Below are 17,958 nucleotides of genomic sequence, written 5' to 3' on the forward strand. Positions count from 1 at the left end.
GTGGTCTACATGATTTTATCGGAAATTCGCAAAGCTATAGTGTAGAAAGATTTCGACCCTGTAAAAGGTTTTATTCTATAGCGTTCATTCTTTCATATTTGTGTGATCATTGTACCTTTGGAAGGTAATTTATTTCCAACTAACTTATATACTCACCCTTATTACCGCAGGCTCTCTGTCTGGGGTAATTTTTTGCATAAAATTAAGAAAACAGGCAACAAACAAATTCTTATTACAGAGAATTTATTGACTGAAGGATTCTCTTATTTGGGATGATATTTTCAAATTTAGGAAATAAAACAGCCTCTATCACATTGTTCTCTAAAATACATCTTATGATATTGCATCTATGGACGTAGAAAAAGTTTTACAATTTATGTTGTTTTTATTCTATAGTGTTCAGCTTTTCAGTTATTTATAATAGCTGTACATTTATTTCTACTTCTTATTGCTTGTAAAGCTCACAGAACTAGATGTTGAATGACAAAGATGAATAAGCCATCTTAAAACCCCTGCTCCCGGACTTGTTTATAGTCTGGATGTTAGGTAAATATAATCTGATACACTATTTAAATTTTTTTAACCTAATATATTTTTACACCTTATGAAAAAAATCTTTATTTTGATGAGTGCATTACTGGCTTCATGGGTAAGTGCACAAAAAAACAATGAAGCTCTGATGAGAGCATTTGAACAGCAACGGGTAGAAAATGAAAAAAAGTTTGATGCTTATGTTGCTAAAAACTATAGTGCCAATAAAAGCCAGAAAAGCTTAAAAGAAATTGAAGAACAGAGAGCTACTTTAGCAGGATTTAATTTTGGAATTCCTTATTTCTGGCAGCAGGATGACACAAGACAATTAACTAATTCTAATTCAGATCTACTTAATACTGCAGGAAACATCACCGGTTTGACAGGATCTTTCAATGGGGAAAACATTAAGTTTACTATATTTGACGGGGGTAGAATCTATGCTGCTCATACTGCTTTTGATAATGCAACAAATAGAATAACCAACAAAGAAGACCCATCTCAATCTTATTCATTCCACGCAACAGGTGTTGGAAGTTTTATCGGAGGGAAAGACGTTCCTCTCTATACAGGAACCGCTCCAAATCTGGTTTTGGTTGGAAATGCGAAAGGAGTTGCAATAAACTCTACTATAGACAGTTATATGTTTGATACAACCATCTTACCTGGCGGTACATCAGCCAGTACTGTTTACCAAAAAATTCTTATTGCACAGCCCAATATATCAAACCACTCATATGGTGTAAATTCAGGCTGGACTGAAGTTAGAGATACCAGTGATAATCTCACATCTTATGTATACAACGGTTATAAAGCAGGTGACACATTCTATGACTTCCAGGGAACATACAATACAGATGATGTTAATTATGATCAGATAGCCTATAGTAATCCATCATATATAATTGTGAAATCTGCCGGAAATTATTTCAACATGGGCCCTAATGGCTCTTCATCAACACTTCCAAAGTATTACAAAAGTACAAATGGTAATGTCTTATTTGCTCCTACGGATAGAATTCCTCTAAACAATTGCTCTCAAGGATATGACTGCATTGGAAGTGGTTCATTAGCAAAAAATATTATTGTTGTAGGAGCTACCGATATTATTACCAGTAATAATGGAAGATACACAACAGCAGCTGACGTTGTACATTCCAGTTACAGCAGTGCAGGACCCAGAGATGACGGTGGAATAAAGCCAGATATTTCAACTGTTGGAACTAATGTTTATTATGCTTCAACGTCTACAGCAGGAAGCAGCACCTGGGCAAGAGGAAGCGGCACTTCTTTTTCTGCACCTATTGTAACCGGAATTATCGGGCTTTGGACTCAAATTAATAAGCAATTATTTAACAATACATTACTGAATGCTTCTTCAGCCAAAGCACTTACTATTCACTCTGCTTCAGAGGCTGGAAACATCGGTCCTGACCCACAATTTGGCTGGGGGTTCATTAATGCAAAAAAAGGAGCTGAACTATTAGTAGGAAAGGCAAACGGTAGTGTAATTTTCACTGATGAAACCTTAACTAGTGGTACTCCCAACACTAAAACAGTTAGAGCATCTGGTTCTGAACCATTAAAAGTAACAATTACCTGGCTTGACCCTAAATATAGTCCAAATTATCAATATGTAAGTGATGTATTCAACAACAGAACATCAAAATTAATCAACGATATTGATCTAAGAATAATTGATACAACTGATAATACCATTTATTACCCTTGGAAATTAAACGCAGACAGGCCAATGACCCCAGCCACAAAAGCAGACAATACAGTTGACAATGTGGAACAAGTTGTTATTGAAACTCCAATTGCTGGCAGAACCTATAAAATTCAAATTAGCAACAAAGGTACTTTGGTAAATGATACAGGAGCAGCTACACCACAAAACTACTCAATTATAGTAACTGGACATAGTGAAGTTTTAGGAACAAAGGATGTAACAAATACAACAAAAAGTCTTACAGTTGCACCTAGCATTACAAAAGACATCACAAACATTCTGAACGCTCCTAAGAAATCTGTGTTTACGGTGTATGATCTGTCCGGTAAAAAAATACATGAAGGCATCATTAGTAATGACCAGGAAGCTGTTGATTTATCTGCTTATACAAAAGGAATATATATTATTGAAGTCAGAACAGGAAAAGAAGTGGTTTCAAAAAGAGTTATTAAAGAATAAATTCATCAATCACTACATCATATTATTTTACAAAATACTGGCAGTGTCAGTATTTTGTTTTTTTTGATCTCGTTTCTACATTTTTCAACAGGAAATATAGTAAAAGTTTAGCAGCGGATTGTATTTTATTCTACAACATTCAATATTGCAATAGAGATGATTAAACTACATTTGTCATTCAGCTTAGTTTTATATGAGCTTCGTATAGTTTCACGATTACCGCAGATTTTTTGCGGTAATTTTTTTAATAAAATCTCTTGTATTCGATGCAGGTAATGGGCACAATAATATGTACGTAAATTCAGCCCTTCAGAGCTCATAGCAATTGGTCTGTTTATATGCAGTTCTTTTGATCAATTAGCAGGTAGACACTCAATCGTATTCTGATCTTCGTAATCAGATATTTCCGGTAATGGACTGAGATAGAAAGAACCTTTAAACCGGGCGTACCAAAATAATGGGAGTATAAAGAATATTATGATCTGAATTTATCCCTTATTTTAGTCATTGGATATTCATACAATTTATAAATTATGGCAGAAAATAAAAATGTAGTTCCCCAATACAATGAATATAGGATAGGAATAATTATATGGTAGTTTTTTGTAAAACGGGTCCATGGGATACTATATAAAATCATTCCTTTTATTAAACTCATATGGGTGAGGTACATAGAGTAGGATAATATGCTGATGCTGGTAATCAGAATTCCCGCTTTATGCTTGGTTTGTTTTAAGTGAGAAAGAAAAGGCAACAGCAGGAGGGTTGCTAGAGAGGTTAGACTAAATTCAAAGACCGTTTTATAAAGACCCAGTAAATCAGGAAACATTTCATTCAAAAATATATTTCTTGAAAATAATATAAATAAACCTATGATAAATAAAGGGAGCGGAATAAGATTCCAGTACTTTGAATAATAGTACTTAAGATAAGCCGCTATCACTCCGTACATAATGCTGTCCAGCCGGTAAATAACAATATGATGAAATGTTTTTGCTCTTTCCAAATCAAGGCTTGTATGAATTGTATATCTTAAAAAAGTAACCCCGCATAAAACAATCAAAGCGGTTACAAGAACAGCTTTCCTGGGCTTCCATTTAAGTATGATTATCAGGGAAAAAATAATGAAAGGTATGGTAAGATAAAACCACTCTTCAACACTTAAGCTCCAGGATTCTGCAAAATACTCAGGGGGAAGTGCCTGATATAAATTCTGACAAAAAATATAATAATTCATCATCGTATGTATAGTAAACGACGGATTTTTAATCTGGTAGCATACAATCAGAATAGTGAGTATTAAAAAGTAAGTGGGTAACGTACGGAACCATCTTCTTATCCAAAAGTCAATTAATACTCTATAACAGGTGGGCTTATTTTCTAATTGATTAATTAGAATACCCCCGATTAAAAATCCACTTAATACAAAAAATATACTGACCCCATCAACCTGTATATAATTATGGAATTCGACGATTTTTTTAGGAAATATAAATTTACCGTGGTCAATCATGACAACAATGATGGCAAATGCCCTTAAAATATCCAGTCCGAAAATTCTGTTGGCACTGAGTTCCGTTGAAAAGAGACTAAAGAGAAGATTCCAGAGACGGTGTTTTTTCATTTGTATTTGTTCTGCTTTTTATTCTTAACACTCTGACCGTGATGCAAAAGTATTTCTAAAAAATGAAGGGGTTAAAAAATTGCTGTAGATATAGTTTGAGCATTGTGTAGAGATTTTATAACATAAGCATTACAATAAGTTTTACAGTGCGGGTCAAAAAAACTGATCTGGTACCCGTTTATGGAAAGGAAGGGCGAAATGTCCGGCAAGAAAATCTTCAGAAAACGTAGAAAAAGTTTGATAATAAAACGTTTTTTATTCTATAGAAATCAGTAGCTCTAAATGCTGGCATCATTGTATCTTTACCTCATTCTTATAATACATTTTTGATCATTTTTTTAAAGCTTACTGTAGCAATTACAGTAGGCTTTTATCATTCATTTCAATTTTTTGATGATAGAGTTTTGATATCGTTTTCTGTCATATTCAGGTATTGAATACATCTATATTAATGTCTTAAAGAATAAAGAATAAAGAATAAAGAATAAAGAATAAAGAATAAAGAATAAAGAATAAAGAATAAAGAATAAAGAATAAAGAATAAAGAGAAATATTTAAATGCATATGATCATTCGTCTTTCTAAGTCTCTTATCATTCTGGCGATCGCTTTCTTCGTGAGTTTGGTGGTATTCGGAAATATTTCCGATTATCATACCAACTATCAGTATGTTCGGCATGTGCTCTCCATGGATGATGTTTTTCCGGATACTGCAATCAGATACAGGGCCATCATCGCACCGGTAGGGTATACAATAGCCTATAACAGTATTATTTTCTTTGAAGGTCTCACCGCATTATTGTGTTGGATAGGTGGGGTTGTTTTATTGTATAACCTGAAAAAAGAAGCTGTTGTTTTCAATCAGAAAAAGAAGTGGGCTGTTATGGGATTGACCTTAGGATTTCTTATCTGGCAGGTAGGTTTTATGTCTGTTGGCGGTGAGTGGTTTGGAACATGGATGTCTGAACGGCTGAATACAGGACCTACTGCTTTCAGGATTTTTATTCTCATGCTTATTGCATTAGTTTATTTGGTGCAGAAAGACGAAGATACCCGCTGAAAAAGCTTTTGTTGCCGGAAAGATACATTTTTAATACAAGAAATTCTACAAGTTTACCTGGAAAAGTTTTACAGGATGAAATACTTTATTCTATAGGCTCAGGGAGAAGAAGTTAAGCGATTAGCTATAAATTTACCTTAATTATTTCAATGGTTATTTTGTGGATGATTCATACAATCTGTTTTTATGATGGGAGCTGCTGAGAGGAATCAGAAATAATTTTTAGTTATGTGTTAGTTGAGGCTGGATTAATTGTGACTTGTTCAGGTTCAGCCTCAATTTTTTAATACCATGTGAAGAAGTAGGTGCTTTTTCTCATTTTGACTTTTAAGAATCATTATAATGATGAGCAATGAAAAATGAAGATTTTAATAATTTACTGGGAAAAACACGAAATGAAATTAAAGACGACCTGGGAGACGGCTTCAACCTGCATACCAGTGATATATGGACCTATGACCTTGGAAAAACCTGGATAGGCAGAAGAATCATTCTGTCTCTTCGTTTTGAAAACAAAAAAGTAATTAAAATAAATGTTTTCAAAACCTTTAAAAGACGTTAAGATTATAGCTATACTGTATCCGCCTGTTTTAAAAAAGAATATATCCAATGAGATTTTCTTTATTCAGAACCTATTTTCCAGTATATCAGCTGAATACTGCTGAGGTGATATTAGCCGTGAGTTTGGTGGTACTCTTCATCATAATATTTCTGTTAGGGCTCCAATGTTTTGTACGCTTACTGATGTTAATTCCCCGTAATATTCTGGCTATTATAGCATGCCTGTTCTTAATTATTGTTTTTCTCTGTTTTTTATTGAAAATCTGAAGGAACAAGTAGATGATAGATAGAAAAATGCTTTAAACAGGTGTGCCTATAAGTGCTTGATTATATATGGTTTTTTGTTGCTTTTACATTGTACTATATTTTTTCTGATCATTATGCATATGAAAAAAATAATCATTCTTTTAGGAAGTTTTAATGTACTTTATTCTTTGTCTGCTCAGAAAGTTAAGGAAAAAGAGAAAAAACATAAAGAAGTTGAAATACAAAATATCACCCTTACAAAGACCAAAAAAGTGGTGGAACAAAAACCTGACCGTACTATTTTTGACTTTATGCAGAAGGTAAAAGGCTACTGGAGGAAATGTAAATGCTTCATGATAAGAATGGCGTAAAAAGCTGTAATATAACTAGGGATAGCAAAATGAAAAAGATACTAAGGCTCGTGTTGGTTTTGTTGTTTGTATGGGGAAAAGCTCAGATGATTTTTACTGGGAAAACTACAGACGAAGAAGGGAAAAGTCAAAGTGGAATTCAGGTATACAATATGAGGACGGGGAGGAGTGTGATGACCGATTCTGAGGGAGAATTTAAAATTGATGCCCGTACCGGAGACGAGGTGAGATGGGTGTCTTCTCACTTTATACGGATAAGTATTGTATTGACTGATGCAGAATTTAAAAACAAATACGTCATAAAACTTAGTCCATTTGTATATGAAATTCCTGGTGTGCAGCTGGATAAAAAATCAATGAAAGAAAAGGTGGAAGCCATGCAAAAAAATATAGGCTTACCTCCATCTCCTAAAAATCCAAGAGAAAAAGCACCCATCTTGAAAGATGCGTTTGGACTCGGGGTTGGGATAGCAGGAATAAATCTGGACGCACTTTATAAAGTAATATCCGGGGATGCACGAAGAATGCGGTCTCTGTATCGTTATGAGGATGAAGAGAAAAATCTGACCTGGATCATAAAAAGCTTGGGGGAAGATTATTTTACGAATAATAGAATTCCAAAAGATAAACGGAAGGAATTTATTCATTATGTAATGGAAAGAGAAAATCTGCAGATTTTTATAAAAGACCGAAATAGTACAGCAATAGACTTTGTTCTTTCCCGACATGTACCGGATTTTCTAAAAGAGATCTGCAAGAAAAAGCCCTGAAGACCAATAGGATTCCTGATATATATCACAAAGAAGCAAAGGCTTTTGCTGCTATTATAATGTATTCCGATTTGGGTTTTGTTAATCCTTATTGTTCCCATTCATCACTTCAATATGAAGCCAGTTGATTGCTGCCGGATGTATTCTAAAATAAGAATGATTATATTCTGAACCTGTATTTAAAGTGAATGTTCCGGGGAGAGGATGTTCTTGCATTAAAGGAATTTTTACTTCATGATGCTCATCAATACAGATGAGGATTGTTTCAGCTTCTATTATTTTTTTTTCGCCGTTTTCTGATATTGCATAAGCTGTAAAGGGCTGTCGATCATTTTTTTTCATGATATTTTAATTGGTTAGGGATGATTTGTATAAAATAATTAACTTCAGATACTATCCATATCCGAATCATGATATTGGTTTACTCCAATAAAAAGTAAATTAGCTGCTCCTGCTTCCACATAAAACATTTCATTTTTTTTCTCAGGGTTATTATTGTTTTTTCCGATAGCGGTGCCTGTAGACAATGAGAAGGTTCCGGAGAAAGGAGAGGTATCCTCATTTTCTAAATTAATTTCAATCTTCTTTGAATCGTCAAGTTCAATAATAATTATTGGGGAGTTGAGGTATTCCCGTTTCCCGTTTTCTGATATTGTATAAGCCTTGTATATTTTTTTTTCCATTTTTAATAGTGGTATTTTGATTGATGTTCAACGGTAAAGTAAATAAATTAGAAATTAAAAAGATAGTTATATCGTGTAGAACAAAATCTAATTTTATTTAGCATAAAAACTACGGTAATAATACAAGACTCTGTTTTAGGTATCAGCGAGACAGTAAAATGCAGAACACTCATTGGTTATATCTACTGTAAAATACCCAAATATAGTAATGTAAGGGATAGAGTATCTATTAGACCATGAATAGCTACGTTGATCCAAATATTTTGGGTTTTATTATAAATAATTGCAAGTATAATACCCGTAATGAAAATACCAACTACTCCTGAAATCCCCTGATATGCATGAGGAATACAGAATAGCAGCGCGGTAATAGGTACAATCCATTTTGTCTTCTTTTTTAAGGTATGCTCCAGCTGGGTAAAAGCGAATGCCCTGAATAATAATTCTTCACCGAATGCAGCGCTGATCCACATATTAAATATTTTTTTTAAATATAACGGAGTATTACCTTGGAGCTCATGAAAAACAGAATAATCCGCAGATTCTCTGAAGATCCAGTCTATTGCGGGACTCAGGAGGAAAAAATCGAATAGAGAAAAAAGCAAAAATATTCCAATAATGATTTTAAATTCTTTCCACCTTATTTTCTTAAAATTGAGTATTTTTAGGTTTCCATATTGCCAATAAGTAATAATAAATATATAGATGATAATGATACAAAATGTATAGGGAAATTTGGTGACATGGCCATATATCAATAAAAACGGAAGGAGTAAAAGCAAGAATGCACTCACCCTGCTTTGTAATAAATTTTTCATTTTTTTTGTATTGATTATTAATTAAGTGTACTGATTTGCAGTTGATTAACTAGGTTTGTGTTTAATGTTTTAAATAATAAGGATAAAAATATTTAAAGAGCATTATAAAAAGCTTACTGTAAAGTCACTTTACAGTAAGCTCAGGCAATTGGTCTTAGACCAAAACAACTAATATGATATGAAGTATAATAAAGGTATCACTATATTATCAATTTGAGGAAATGAGTATCGTAGAATAAAAACGATAATTATTGTCAAAGTTTTTAGTATAAAAAAGCAGTGGTTCTTTGTACGATACTATCCTTTGTCATGACCACAGTTCTTATGTACAGAACCTTTCTTCCGACTGATACTTATAGCTTTTTTGTTTCAATGCTTATAGGAGTGTTGAGCATATGGGCGGCGATCGCTTATTCCGTGGGTAAAAATGCCTATGGATATAAAGGAATCGGAGATATTTTTGTATTTATCTTTTTTGGGATAGTTTCTGTATGCGGAAGCTATTTTTTATTTGTACAATCGTTTAGCGCATATATATTGCTTCCCGGAGCAGCGATAGGTATGCTGAGTATGGCTGTTCTTAACCTTAATAATATGAGAGATATCAAAAGCGATAGAATGGCTGGTAAACTTAGTATTGCCCTGAGAATGGGACTTGAAAACGCGATGAAATATGAAATGGTACTTCTGCATATTCCCATTATTCTGCTTATTATATTTTTGTTTAGAAATGGTTTTTTCAGAGGCGGAAATTATTATTCGTTTTTTATACTGTTATTCATTATTCCCATTGGAAGACTGGGCTACCAGATAAGATCGGTGGAAAAACCTGCTGATTTGGATCAGAATCTGAAAAAGGTAGGAATAATTACCTTTTTAATCAGTGTCGTGATGGCAGTTTGTATTAATCTGTAGTATTTTTACCGGTACAATATAAAAACTGCCTTAGCATGAAGGCAGTTATTTTTTCAGTGTGATAACTTATCTAGTAGTCATCGTTTATAAGGGTGATTATAGTTATTGTAAGTAGGGCTTTTAATGTTTCTGTTATTATCAAATTCATTTTCTTTTTGATGGAGTTCATTTACGTTTTTTTGAAAATCATTCTGATCGTAATGTAATGATGGTTTGTAAGGATTATATTTATCAGGACTTGCTATGGCTTCACAGTTTACCATCAGCAAAAGCAACAACAGAAGCCCTATTGTTTTTGCTCTTTTTTTTATTATCGTGTTTAATTTCATCTCCTGTTTTTTTTAAAGATCATTGTTAAAATAATACTCAATTTTTGTTTCTATTCTCTGACCGCGGGCCTGTTATAAGACTGGTAAGTAACCCATCTTTGTGGATGAATGCATGGAGTAAAGCCATGGTCAGGTGGCCTGTTACGACCAAAAATAAGCTCCAGGCAAGTATACTGTGGAGGCAGCGTAAAATAGCATACCATTCCGGATCTTGCGGTAGTATTGGCGGCAGTATTATTCCCATGAATAATTTAACCGGATAATTTCCTGCTGAAAGCATTCCCCATCCGGTAAGCGGAAGGAAAAAGATCAGTATATAGATCAGCCAATGGGTAAGGTTAGCCAGAATGCGTTGCCATAAAGGCATGAATACAGGTAAAGGCGGATGTGGATTGAAAATTCTATTGCTAACTCTGATTATGAGTAATAATAAAATTACCAAACCAATCGGTTTATGTAAATCCAGTAACCAGGGACGGTTACTGATAGTAGTTACCATCGAAACGCCTATAAACAGCATAAAAAATATAAGACAGGCCATGAGCCAGTGCAGTAAACGGGCAATTATATTGAAATGAGGTGCTTTCTTTTTCATTTTTTACTTTTTTTACCTACCGCTTCAGGCGCTTTTCCTGTAGCAATTTCATGCATGCGGGCATTATATGAATGTGAGTATACTCCGGACCTTGCTGCCAGTACAGGATCATCCGAGACTTCTATTCCTGTCGGTAGAATAGTTGGATCATAATTAATATCTCTGCATGGGCCTGTGGCTTGGTCAGAAGCTCCGGTTATTTCAAGGGTTCCTATTTTTACTTGTTTACGATTTGCAGGCCATGGCTGTGACGGATCATTAATAGGATCATTAGGATTTGCAATGGTTACTATCATATCCCAATAGAGAGGACCTGATTTCAGCCGTTTCAACAGATCTTCACTTAAGAAATCTGAGTCTTTGGCACTTCTCTGTTTTTCTGATAATTGATGTCTGAGGATATGAGGCTTCATACACCAACGTACATAGCTGGACTTTCCATCATCGGAAATAAAGCGAAATGCATTGATTCCATTGAATTCCATATCACTATAACTGTCAGGCCAGGGAGCCTGAGCTGCCCATTTGTCAAATTTTATGGTTTCAGGGTGTTTTTTATAAAAAAGAGCTATTTTTTCAGGATCAGGTTTACCGGTTTTAGGATCCGGACGGTTGGCCACCATATTATCATAAAAACCTGCCGGAGTTGCTACATGAAAAAAAGGAACGCTATTCATTGCCATACGCCATTCCTGATTATCATCTGTTTTCAATAAAAGAGCCATACTGGTTAGCTTAGCCGTTTTATCTGATATATGTGGGTCCCCGGCTGCGATTGCAAATCGCCCTATTACAGCAACTGTTTTTTGGCTGAATACCCTTGCTTTAGATAGTTTTGAAGCTTTAATTTCAGGATGAAAAATTCCTGTAAAGCAGATTCCTTTTCCATGAGCTCTTCTAAATCCTGGCGGAAATGGGGTAATAGCGTGATCAAACTGGTTAAACATCTGTTTTGAAGTCAACCGCCCAAAGTTAATCCAACCTGCAGTCCATGCAAATAAAATTGCCATAATCAAAGGAAGTGTCAAAATACCGATAATAGATAACCAAATTTTTTTTTTCCCGAGCCATTCCCAGACTTTGTTTTTTTTCATATTTTAAAATTTTTCAGACGGAAGTATATTCTTAAAAGGTCAAACCTGTTGAGTTGCATACATATATTTGTTTGAAACTTGCGATACAACCAATTATAATACTACTAAACCTAAATCATTGTTTTATGAAATTATGAAGCTGTATTATTTTTTAAACGCTTTAATTTCCTTAGCCTGCTGATCAATTATCAGTTTCATCTCCTTAATGCTTTTTTCATGAGACCGGATTATGGCCTGCTGATCCTGAATAGCTTTCACCAGGACCGGAATAAGCTTGGTATAATCAACTGCTTTATAGGCATCTTTATCCTTTGCTGTGGTAACGATTTCCGGAACTACTTTTTCGATTTCCTGGGCTATAAACCCAATCACCGGTTTGGTATTGCTGCCATCTTTCAGATCATAAGAAACAGACCTGATTTTCATCACATCATTGATTCCGTAGGTTAGGTTGTTGATGTTTTTCTTTAAACGGATATCAGACATCGTATCAAAGACATAGGAATAAACATGAGCAAATCCACTTGTTGTACTTCCAATAGCATATGTGTTGTTTTGTCTTGGATAAAAATATTGGCCATCCATATACATAGTAGGACTGTCAGCCACAAGAAAAGCAAGTTTAGTATTAGAGGCTGCTCCAATGAGTATACTGGCTCCATAAGGATAACCAGATGCAGCTGACATAAACTTTGATTTAACACCTTCTTTGCTTTCTGCCTGTAATCCTACATAATCAGTAGTGACGTTATTTGCATCAAATCCTGATCCGGCAGAATAGACCGTATTCCATCTATTTGAATTATTACCTAAGCTTGTCTGGTTGGTCCCGTTAGGAGAAATAGAAGTATTGTTTAAATAGGCAATAGGGGAGTTATTATAGATAAATTGTAAAGGATCGGCTGTATTTGTCCCTATATATCCTCCTTTCTGAAATGCTTTAGGATCATTGGGATTTCCTACTACCGCCTGTATAGTCATTTCAGTTCCGTTATTACTCTTTAATCGCAGGTAAGAGCCATAAGAACTCTGAGAATTAATGACATTCACATTTCCGTTCACTTCCAGTTTTTCTCCCGGAGACAAGGTTCCTATTCCGGTTGTACCATTGGGTTTGACAACAAAGTCATTAAGCTGCTGCACTGCTGTGGGTACGCCTGTAGTGGCATTGTCTTTTCCTCCGTCCACATGAAAAGATCCCTGTGGATTGGATGTATGGACCCCTACCTGAGCAATCACAAATTGTGTATTCATAAGAAGACCCAGTAAATATATATTTTTTTTCATTGTTTGTGAATTAAATTAATATAGAATACAGTTTATTGCAATTCTTTAAATTACAATCTATGCCCAAAGTTAAATAAATAAATCGCTGTTAATTAATGTGTTGCAGTAGTATTAAGTTGCTATTTAATGTAGAATTAAAACTACTTTTGTCTGGGTGTTATTCGATTCGTTGGTGTTGGCCTATACTAGATCAGGTATTTATTATTGATCGTCTATGTCTTTATCTATCCTGAATAGTCTGGTTGTAATCAAACCATCTTTTGATTTCCTGCCACTCTAAAATTATTATTGATCAGCTATTTGAGGATTTGCAATAAAAATATACTCTTGCAACTGACAACATACCATCATACCGCATCTGTATGTTGTTTATGTAAAAACCAATTAAACCATGAAAATGAACAAAACTACACTGTACTTATTGTCCTAATTCATCATCACTCATTGCTTCCAATAATTTAAAACAATAGTAAACTCTTAGCATTTCTCTGGAATAACCAGTCGTATTAATCTATATGATTGATCAGATTATTTCTTCATATTATATGAAATGAATACGGGTTATGAACATATACCGGGTATTCTGCAATCGGTTCAGAAAAAAAACGCTCCGTTGATTTGGGCTGGATATGCTGTTGTATGAGAGTGATGATACTGCATGATCTGATCAGCTAATATACTTTCATAATCAATGTGTATGATCCTTTACAACAACAGCTACAATTTCTTTAGTGTTGAAATCTTTCAGAATAGCGTCACTTATCTTTAAGGGATACGATTCTTTTTTCTGAGCTCCTTTTCCAGTTCTGTTTTCAAAAGATCAACGGCTTGTTCCAGCTCTGTTTCGTTTAAAGAGGCAAAGCCAAATCTGAATGCATTTTGTTCGGCATCCCATCTTGTAATTGTAATCAGCGGGCTTTTTGCCAGCCGGATAACAGAAAAATCAGCGTTTAGGATGATCCAGATCGCCATGCCGCCCGTAGGCAATGTATACGAAATGTATTTTCCTAATTTTTCTCTCAGCAGTGCATCTAAAAAATCTCTTCGTTTATGATAACATTTTTTTGATTTTTTGATGTGTCTTGTAAGCTCATCTTCCTTGATCACTATAGCCAGCGCATTTTGCATATATCCGTCTCCGCCTATGTCTATTAATCTCCTGAGAGCAGTGCATTGATCAATAAAATTTTTCGGAGCCACCATAAATCCCATACGTAAAGCCGGATCTAATACCTTGGAGAAAGATCCTATATAAATAACATTTCCATGATGGTCCCCGCTTGCCAGCGGTAAATAGGGAGAAGAAGTATAATGATAATCGTAATCATAATCATCTTCAATAATCGTAAAAGAAAACTGTTTTGAAAGTTCCAGAAGCTTGACTCTTCTTTCCACACTTAAAGTTACAGTAGTTGGGTAATGATGATGCGGAATTACGTAGACGGCATTAATTTTTGTCTGTTGGCATACCTTTTCAATAGCATCGGTATCAATTCCCCTGCTGTCTACATTTACTTCAATTATTCTGGCGTTGGTTTCTTCAAAGACCTTATTCGCTACAGGATAATTAGGTTTTCCGATAATGATTCCCGAAGAAGGTCCCAGCAGAAGTTGGGAAGCCAGATAAATACTCATCTGGGCTCCGTGTGTAACCAGAATATGATCTGCGGAAATATTCAGTCCCCGTGTTACAGACAGATAATTAACCAGTTCCTGCCGGAGTATCAGGGTTCCCTGTGTTGTTCCTGTATTTGCGTTTTTAATGGCTGCTTTTCTGGAAGTAAAAGAGCGATAGTTTTTTAATAAACTGTCTATGGGAGATAAGCGGACATCAGGATGTCCGTCGTCAATCACGATATCAGCACTGAAAACAGGAGCATGAACGGGATCCTGCTCTATCATTCTGAAGGGGATCTTCAGATCATTTTCGTACGGAATCCCTACCTCAGCGTTTCCCCATTGTTGGGGAGTCAGTACAGGAATCTGTTCTGATACGGCAACATATTTTCTGGGAACACTGGTAATCCAGCCCTGTATGTCCAGTTCTTCATAGCTGGCGATCACCGTTTTCCGGTGCACTCCCAATGTTTTAGACAGCTCCCGGCTGCTTGGCAAATGAACTCCTTTTTTCAAGGTCCCGCTAATAATAGCATTTATGATTGAAATCGCTATTTGTCTGTACACAGGAATTTTACTGTTATTCTCTATGATAATGAGACGTTCGTAAGGTAACATATTGGACTACTGTATATATATAAATTGGACTACAAATATAGTCCAATTACGAATTAATTTTGCAGCATTAATTTAATAATTAAAAGAAATGGAACGTAATAATGGATTAAAAACGAACGGTTTAGAAGGGTTCAATATGCAGCCGGTTCTGGAAAATAAAACAATCATTCTTTATCCTCTCGAAGAAGAAGACTTTAGCACTTTATATGCTGTTGCCTCGGATCCGGAAATCTGGGAACAACATCCTAATAAAGACCGCTGGAAAGAAGATGTATTTAAGACATTTTTTGATGACGCAATGAAGAGCAAAGGTGCTTTTAAAATAATTGATAAAATAAATGGAAACACCGTTGGCAGCACACGGCTCTACGATTACAATCCGCAGGAAAACAGTATCGTTGTAGGATATACTTTTTGTGGAATACAATATTGGGGAAAAGGAACCAATCATTCCGTAAAAACGCTGCTGCTGGATTATCTTTTTCAGTTTGTCTCCAAAGTTCATTTTCATATCGGTGCCCATAATATCCGGTCACAAATTGCTATTGGCCGCATCGGTGCTGAAAAAATAGCAGAACAGAGGGGCGACTGTTCCAGCCCAATACCACAGATAAATTTTATCTATGAGATCAGCAGAGAAAATTGGGGAAAAGCTGAATGAAAGATCTCCGCCATCAGATACAACCTGTTTTCGTTTTTTAACTTTAATAAAATTCAGCATTGTGGCGAAAAATATGAATGTTTAATGTAACTTTACAACAAATGATCCGGGTAATCATACAAAAAAAAGATCCCTATTTTTTGAATACTAATCCGAATAATACCCATTAAAATTTCAAATCATGAAAAAAACAGGACTCATCAGCTTTCTTCTGTTCAGCCTTTCCATGGTAAGTGCACAAACTATCGAATCAGGAAGCCATAGTACAACGGGCTATATCAAATCCGACGGAACGATTGAAAACAGCAGCCGTTCCACACTTGGTTATATCAAGTCTGACGGAACCATTGAAAATAAAAGCCATTCGACTATCGGGTACATTAAAAGTGATGGTACCATTGAAAACCGAAGTCATTCAACGGTAGGCTATGTTAAAAAAGACGGAACTGTGGAAAACAGCAGCCATTCAACGATAGGGTATATCAAAGACGACGGCACGGTAGAAAATAGCAGCCATAGTACGATAGGCTATGCTAAAGGAGTGGAAAAAGAATGGGCGGCAGTGGTCTATTTCTTTTTTAAATTAGACTGATCGCCACCTGTGCAGAAAAAGCAGTTTTAATTTCAAGGCAAAAAAAATGGAATATATAAAACAGATCACCATCTATGCTTTTAATTTAAGTGTTCCGGTCCTTCTGCTTATGTATTTATTTTTTATGTTTACGGTTCAGGAAATGGTGCAGACCTATATATAAAGAATTATGGCATTTATTGGCTACTGACTTACCTTTTTATCGGAATAGTACAGGTAATTCTTATCGGGATGTTTCTCAAAGGGCAAAGATGGTCTCAATATCCTGTAATGGCTGTTATACGGCTGTATATCGCTTTATTGCCTGTTCAGAGATGTAAATAAAATACTTCAGGTATCTGTCTTTGGAAACGCCCGGACAGATGAATCGAAACCTGTAACAAAGTAAAGCCCGGATTGTATAATCCGGGCTTTTTTAGCGGAAGTAACAGATTAAAACAATGAGAAATCAGTATTGCCGGTATTGTAATACATGCCCTATTATTTCCGGTGGTCTTTTATTCCTAAAAGTAATCCTCAAAAAAATAAAATAAATAACTGATTTTCAATCTTATCATACAACTTGTTTTATTTTTTTTACAATGCTTATTTTACAAAAACTTTATTTTTTTCGTTGACGAAACGATTCATTATCGAAAATTTTTCTATTAGATTCTTTCTTTATTTATGACAATCTATAAATCACATAAAAAGGATAAAATTAATATTAAATCATTGATTTTGATTTGATTATATCTAATTATAGCTTTGTTGAAATAAAAAAATATGAAAAAAGAATTACTTTCTGCATGTTCCCTTATGATAGGATTTCTCGGGTTTGCCCAGACTGAAGTCTATTTTAAATACGATGAAGCCGGAAACCAGAAATACAGAGGAACCAACGCATCAGCCAAAAAAGCTGAAGAACCTGCCGCTTTACATGAACAGACAAAAACGGCAGCATCTTCTGCTATGGACGAAAAAGAGTTCTGGAAGCAGATCAGGGTATATCCGGTTCCTGTGAATGATATTCTCACTATTGACTGGACGGAAGAGACAGACCAACTGATAGAATCGGTTTCACTGTATCAGCACAGTACGGTACACTGGAAATTCCGGCAGCAAAACCTTCCTGAACTGAATCATCAGCTGAAAATTGATATGACAGGCTATGAATGGGGTGTTTATATCCTTCGGTTTACCCTGAAAGACGGAAGAACCTTCAGTAAAAATATCACCAAAAGATAGCATAGCTAGGGATGTAAACAATATTTTATTTAGAAACAAAAACACAAATCATGAAAATTTTCTATATATTATCGCTCTGGTCGGTATCGGTCTTTTCACAGACGATACTGTATCAGCCGGAGACCTCCTCGCGGACGGTGCAGGATCCGCAGGCTATTATTCTCGCCCC

18 protein-coding genes are annotated in these 17,958 nt (G+C 35.2%); 9 read left to right on the top strand and 9 right to left on the bottom strand.

Annotated elements, in window-relative coordinates:
- Positions 1–604 precede the first annotated feature (604 nt).
- Positions 605–2,722, top strand: a complete 2,118-nt coding sequence (locus tag JO178_RS02610) for a S8 family peptidase (RefSeq protein WP_291931170.1) — start codon at positions 605–607, stop codon at positions 2,720–2,722.
- A gap of 475 nt (positions 2,723–3,197) precedes the next feature.
- On the opposite strand, the gene JO178_RS02615 is transcribed toward JO178_RS02610, so the two are convergent.
- Positions 3,198–4,346, bottom strand: a complete 1,149-nt coding sequence (locus tag JO178_RS02615; RefSeq protein ID WP_291931173.1) for an acyltransferase — start codon at positions 4,344–4,346, stop codon at positions 3,198–3,200.
- Positions 4,347–4,904: 558 nt separating this feature from the next.
- Between JO178_RS02615 and JO178_RS02620 the strand changes: the two genes are divergently transcribed.
- The 4 genes from JO178_RS02620 to JO178_RS02635 all read left to right on the top strand — a co-directional run bounded on the left by JO178_RS02620 (position 4,905) and on the right by JO178_RS02635 (position 7,353).
- A complete protein-coding gene (locus JO178_RS02620; protein WP_291931176.1) occupies positions 4,905–5,405 on the top strand; it encodes a DUF2165 domain-containing protein in 501 nt (166 codons plus the stop codon).
- Positions 5,406–5,757: 352 nt separating this feature from the next.
- Positions 5,758–5,967: a hypothetical protein gene (locus JO178_RS02625; RefSeq protein ID WP_291931179.1), complete on the top strand. Its 210-nt coding sequence runs from the start codon at positions 5,758–5,760 to the stop codon at positions 5,965–5,967.
- Positions 5,968–6,352: 385 nt separating this feature from the next.
- On the top strand, positions 6,353–6,583 hold the full coding sequence (locus JO178_RS02630) for a hypothetical protein (RefSeq protein ID WP_291931182.1): 231 nt from the start codon (positions 6,353–6,355) through the stop codon (positions 6,581–6,583).
- A gap of 29 nt (positions 6,584–6,612) precedes the next feature.
- Positions 6,613–7,353, top strand: coding sequence for a hypothetical protein (locus JO178_RS02635; RefSeq protein ID WP_291931185.1), 741 nt, complete (start codon positions 6,613–6,615; stop codon positions 7,351–7,353).
- Between the two features lie 81 nt (positions 7,354–7,434).
- On the opposite strand, the gene JO178_RS02640 is transcribed toward JO178_RS02635, so the two are convergent.
- The 3 genes from JO178_RS02640 to JO178_RS02650 form a co-directional block, all read right to left on the bottom strand.
- On the bottom strand, positions 7,435–7,695 hold the full coding sequence (locus JO178_RS02640) for a hypothetical protein (RefSeq protein WP_291931190.1): 261 nt from the start codon (positions 7,693–7,695) through the stop codon (positions 7,435–7,437).
- 44 nt (positions 7,696–7,739) lie between these two features.
- Positions 7,740–8,036: a hypothetical protein gene (locus JO178_RS02645; protein WP_291931193.1), complete on the bottom strand. Its 297-nt coding sequence runs from the start codon at positions 8,034–8,036 to the stop codon at positions 7,740–7,742.
- 182 nt (positions 8,037–8,218) lie between these two features.
- Positions 8,219–8,854, bottom strand: a complete 636-nt coding sequence (locus tag JO178_RS02650; protein ID WP_291931196.1) for a CPBP family intramembrane glutamic endopeptidase — start codon at positions 8,852–8,854, stop codon at positions 8,219–8,221.
- Between the two features lie 279 nt (positions 8,855–9,133).
- Here JO178_RS02650 and menA point away from each other — a divergent pair, with 279 nt between their 5' ends.
- Entirely contained in the window at positions 9,134–9,769 is a 636-nt protein-coding gene (menA, locus tag JO178_RS02655) for a 1,4-dihydroxy-2-naphthoate octaprenyltransferase (protein WP_291931199.1), read from the top strand.
- A gap of 77 nt (positions 9,770–9,846) precedes the next feature.
- Here menA and JO178_RS02660 read toward each other — a convergent pair whose 3' ends face one another.
- The 5 genes from JO178_RS02660 to JO178_RS02680 all read right to left on the bottom strand — a co-directional run bounded on the left by JO178_RS02660 (position 9,847) and on the right by JO178_RS02680 (position 15,309).
- Positions 9,847–10,098: a hypothetical protein gene (locus JO178_RS02660; protein WP_291931203.1), complete on the bottom strand. Its 252-nt coding sequence runs from the start codon at positions 10,096–10,098 to the stop codon at positions 9,847–9,849.
- 37 nt (positions 10,099–10,135) lie between these two features.
- Positions 10,136–10,693: a cytochrome b/b6 domain-containing protein gene (locus JO178_RS02665; protein WP_291931206.1), complete on the bottom strand. Its 558-nt coding sequence runs from the start codon at positions 10,691–10,693 to the stop codon at positions 10,136–10,138.
- Positions 10,690–11,787, bottom strand: coding sequence for a catalase family peroxidase (locus JO178_RS02670; protein ID WP_291931209.1), 1,098 nt, complete (start codon positions 11,785–11,787; stop codon positions 10,690–10,692). Before JO178_RS02670 ends, JO178_RS02665 begins: the two co-directional genes overlap by 4 nt.
- 144 nt (positions 11,788–11,931) lie before the next feature.
- Positions 11,932–13,074: a tail fiber domain-containing protein gene (locus tag JO178_RS02675; protein WP_291931212.1), complete on the bottom strand. Its 1,143-nt coding sequence runs from the start codon at positions 13,072–13,074 to the stop codon at positions 11,932–11,934.
- A gap of 765 nt (positions 13,075–13,839) precedes the next feature.
- Positions 13,840–15,309 carry a PLP-dependent aminotransferase family protein gene (locus JO178_RS02680; RefSeq protein ID WP_291931215.1) on the bottom strand — a complete coding sequence of 490 codons (1,470 nt, stop codon included), beginning with the start codon at positions 15,307–15,309 and terminating at the stop codon, positions 13,840–13,842.
- A gap of 88 nt (positions 15,310–15,397) precedes the next feature.
- Here JO178_RS02680 and JO178_RS02685 point away from each other — a divergent pair, with 88 nt between their 5' ends.
- From JO178_RS02685 to JO178_RS02695, 3 genes are all read left to right on the top strand, one after another.
- Positions 15,398–15,970, top strand: coding sequence for a GNAT family N-acetyltransferase (locus JO178_RS02685; RefSeq protein WP_291931218.1), 573 nt, complete (start codon positions 15,398–15,400; stop codon positions 15,968–15,970).
- 181 nt (positions 15,971–16,151) lie between these two features.
- The gene (locus tag JO178_RS02690; protein WP_291931221.1) at positions 16,152–16,562 is read left to right on the top strand and encodes a 5-fold beta-flower protein; all 411 of its coding nucleotides are present in this window, start codon (positions 16,152–16,154) and stop codon (positions 16,560–16,562) included.
- 765 nt (positions 16,563–17,327) lie between these two features.
- A complete protein-coding gene (locus JO178_RS02695) occupies positions 17,328–17,789 on the top strand; it encodes a T9SS type A sorting domain-containing protein (RefSeq protein WP_291931223.1) in 462 nt (153 codons plus the stop codon).
- Positions 17,790–17,958: the final 169 nt, after the last annotated feature.

It is taken from the genome of Chryseobacterium sp. (assembly GCF_019236175.1).
Classification (GTDB): domain Bacteria; phylum Bacteroidota; class Bacteroidia; order Flavobacteriales; family Weeksellaceae; genus Chryseobacterium.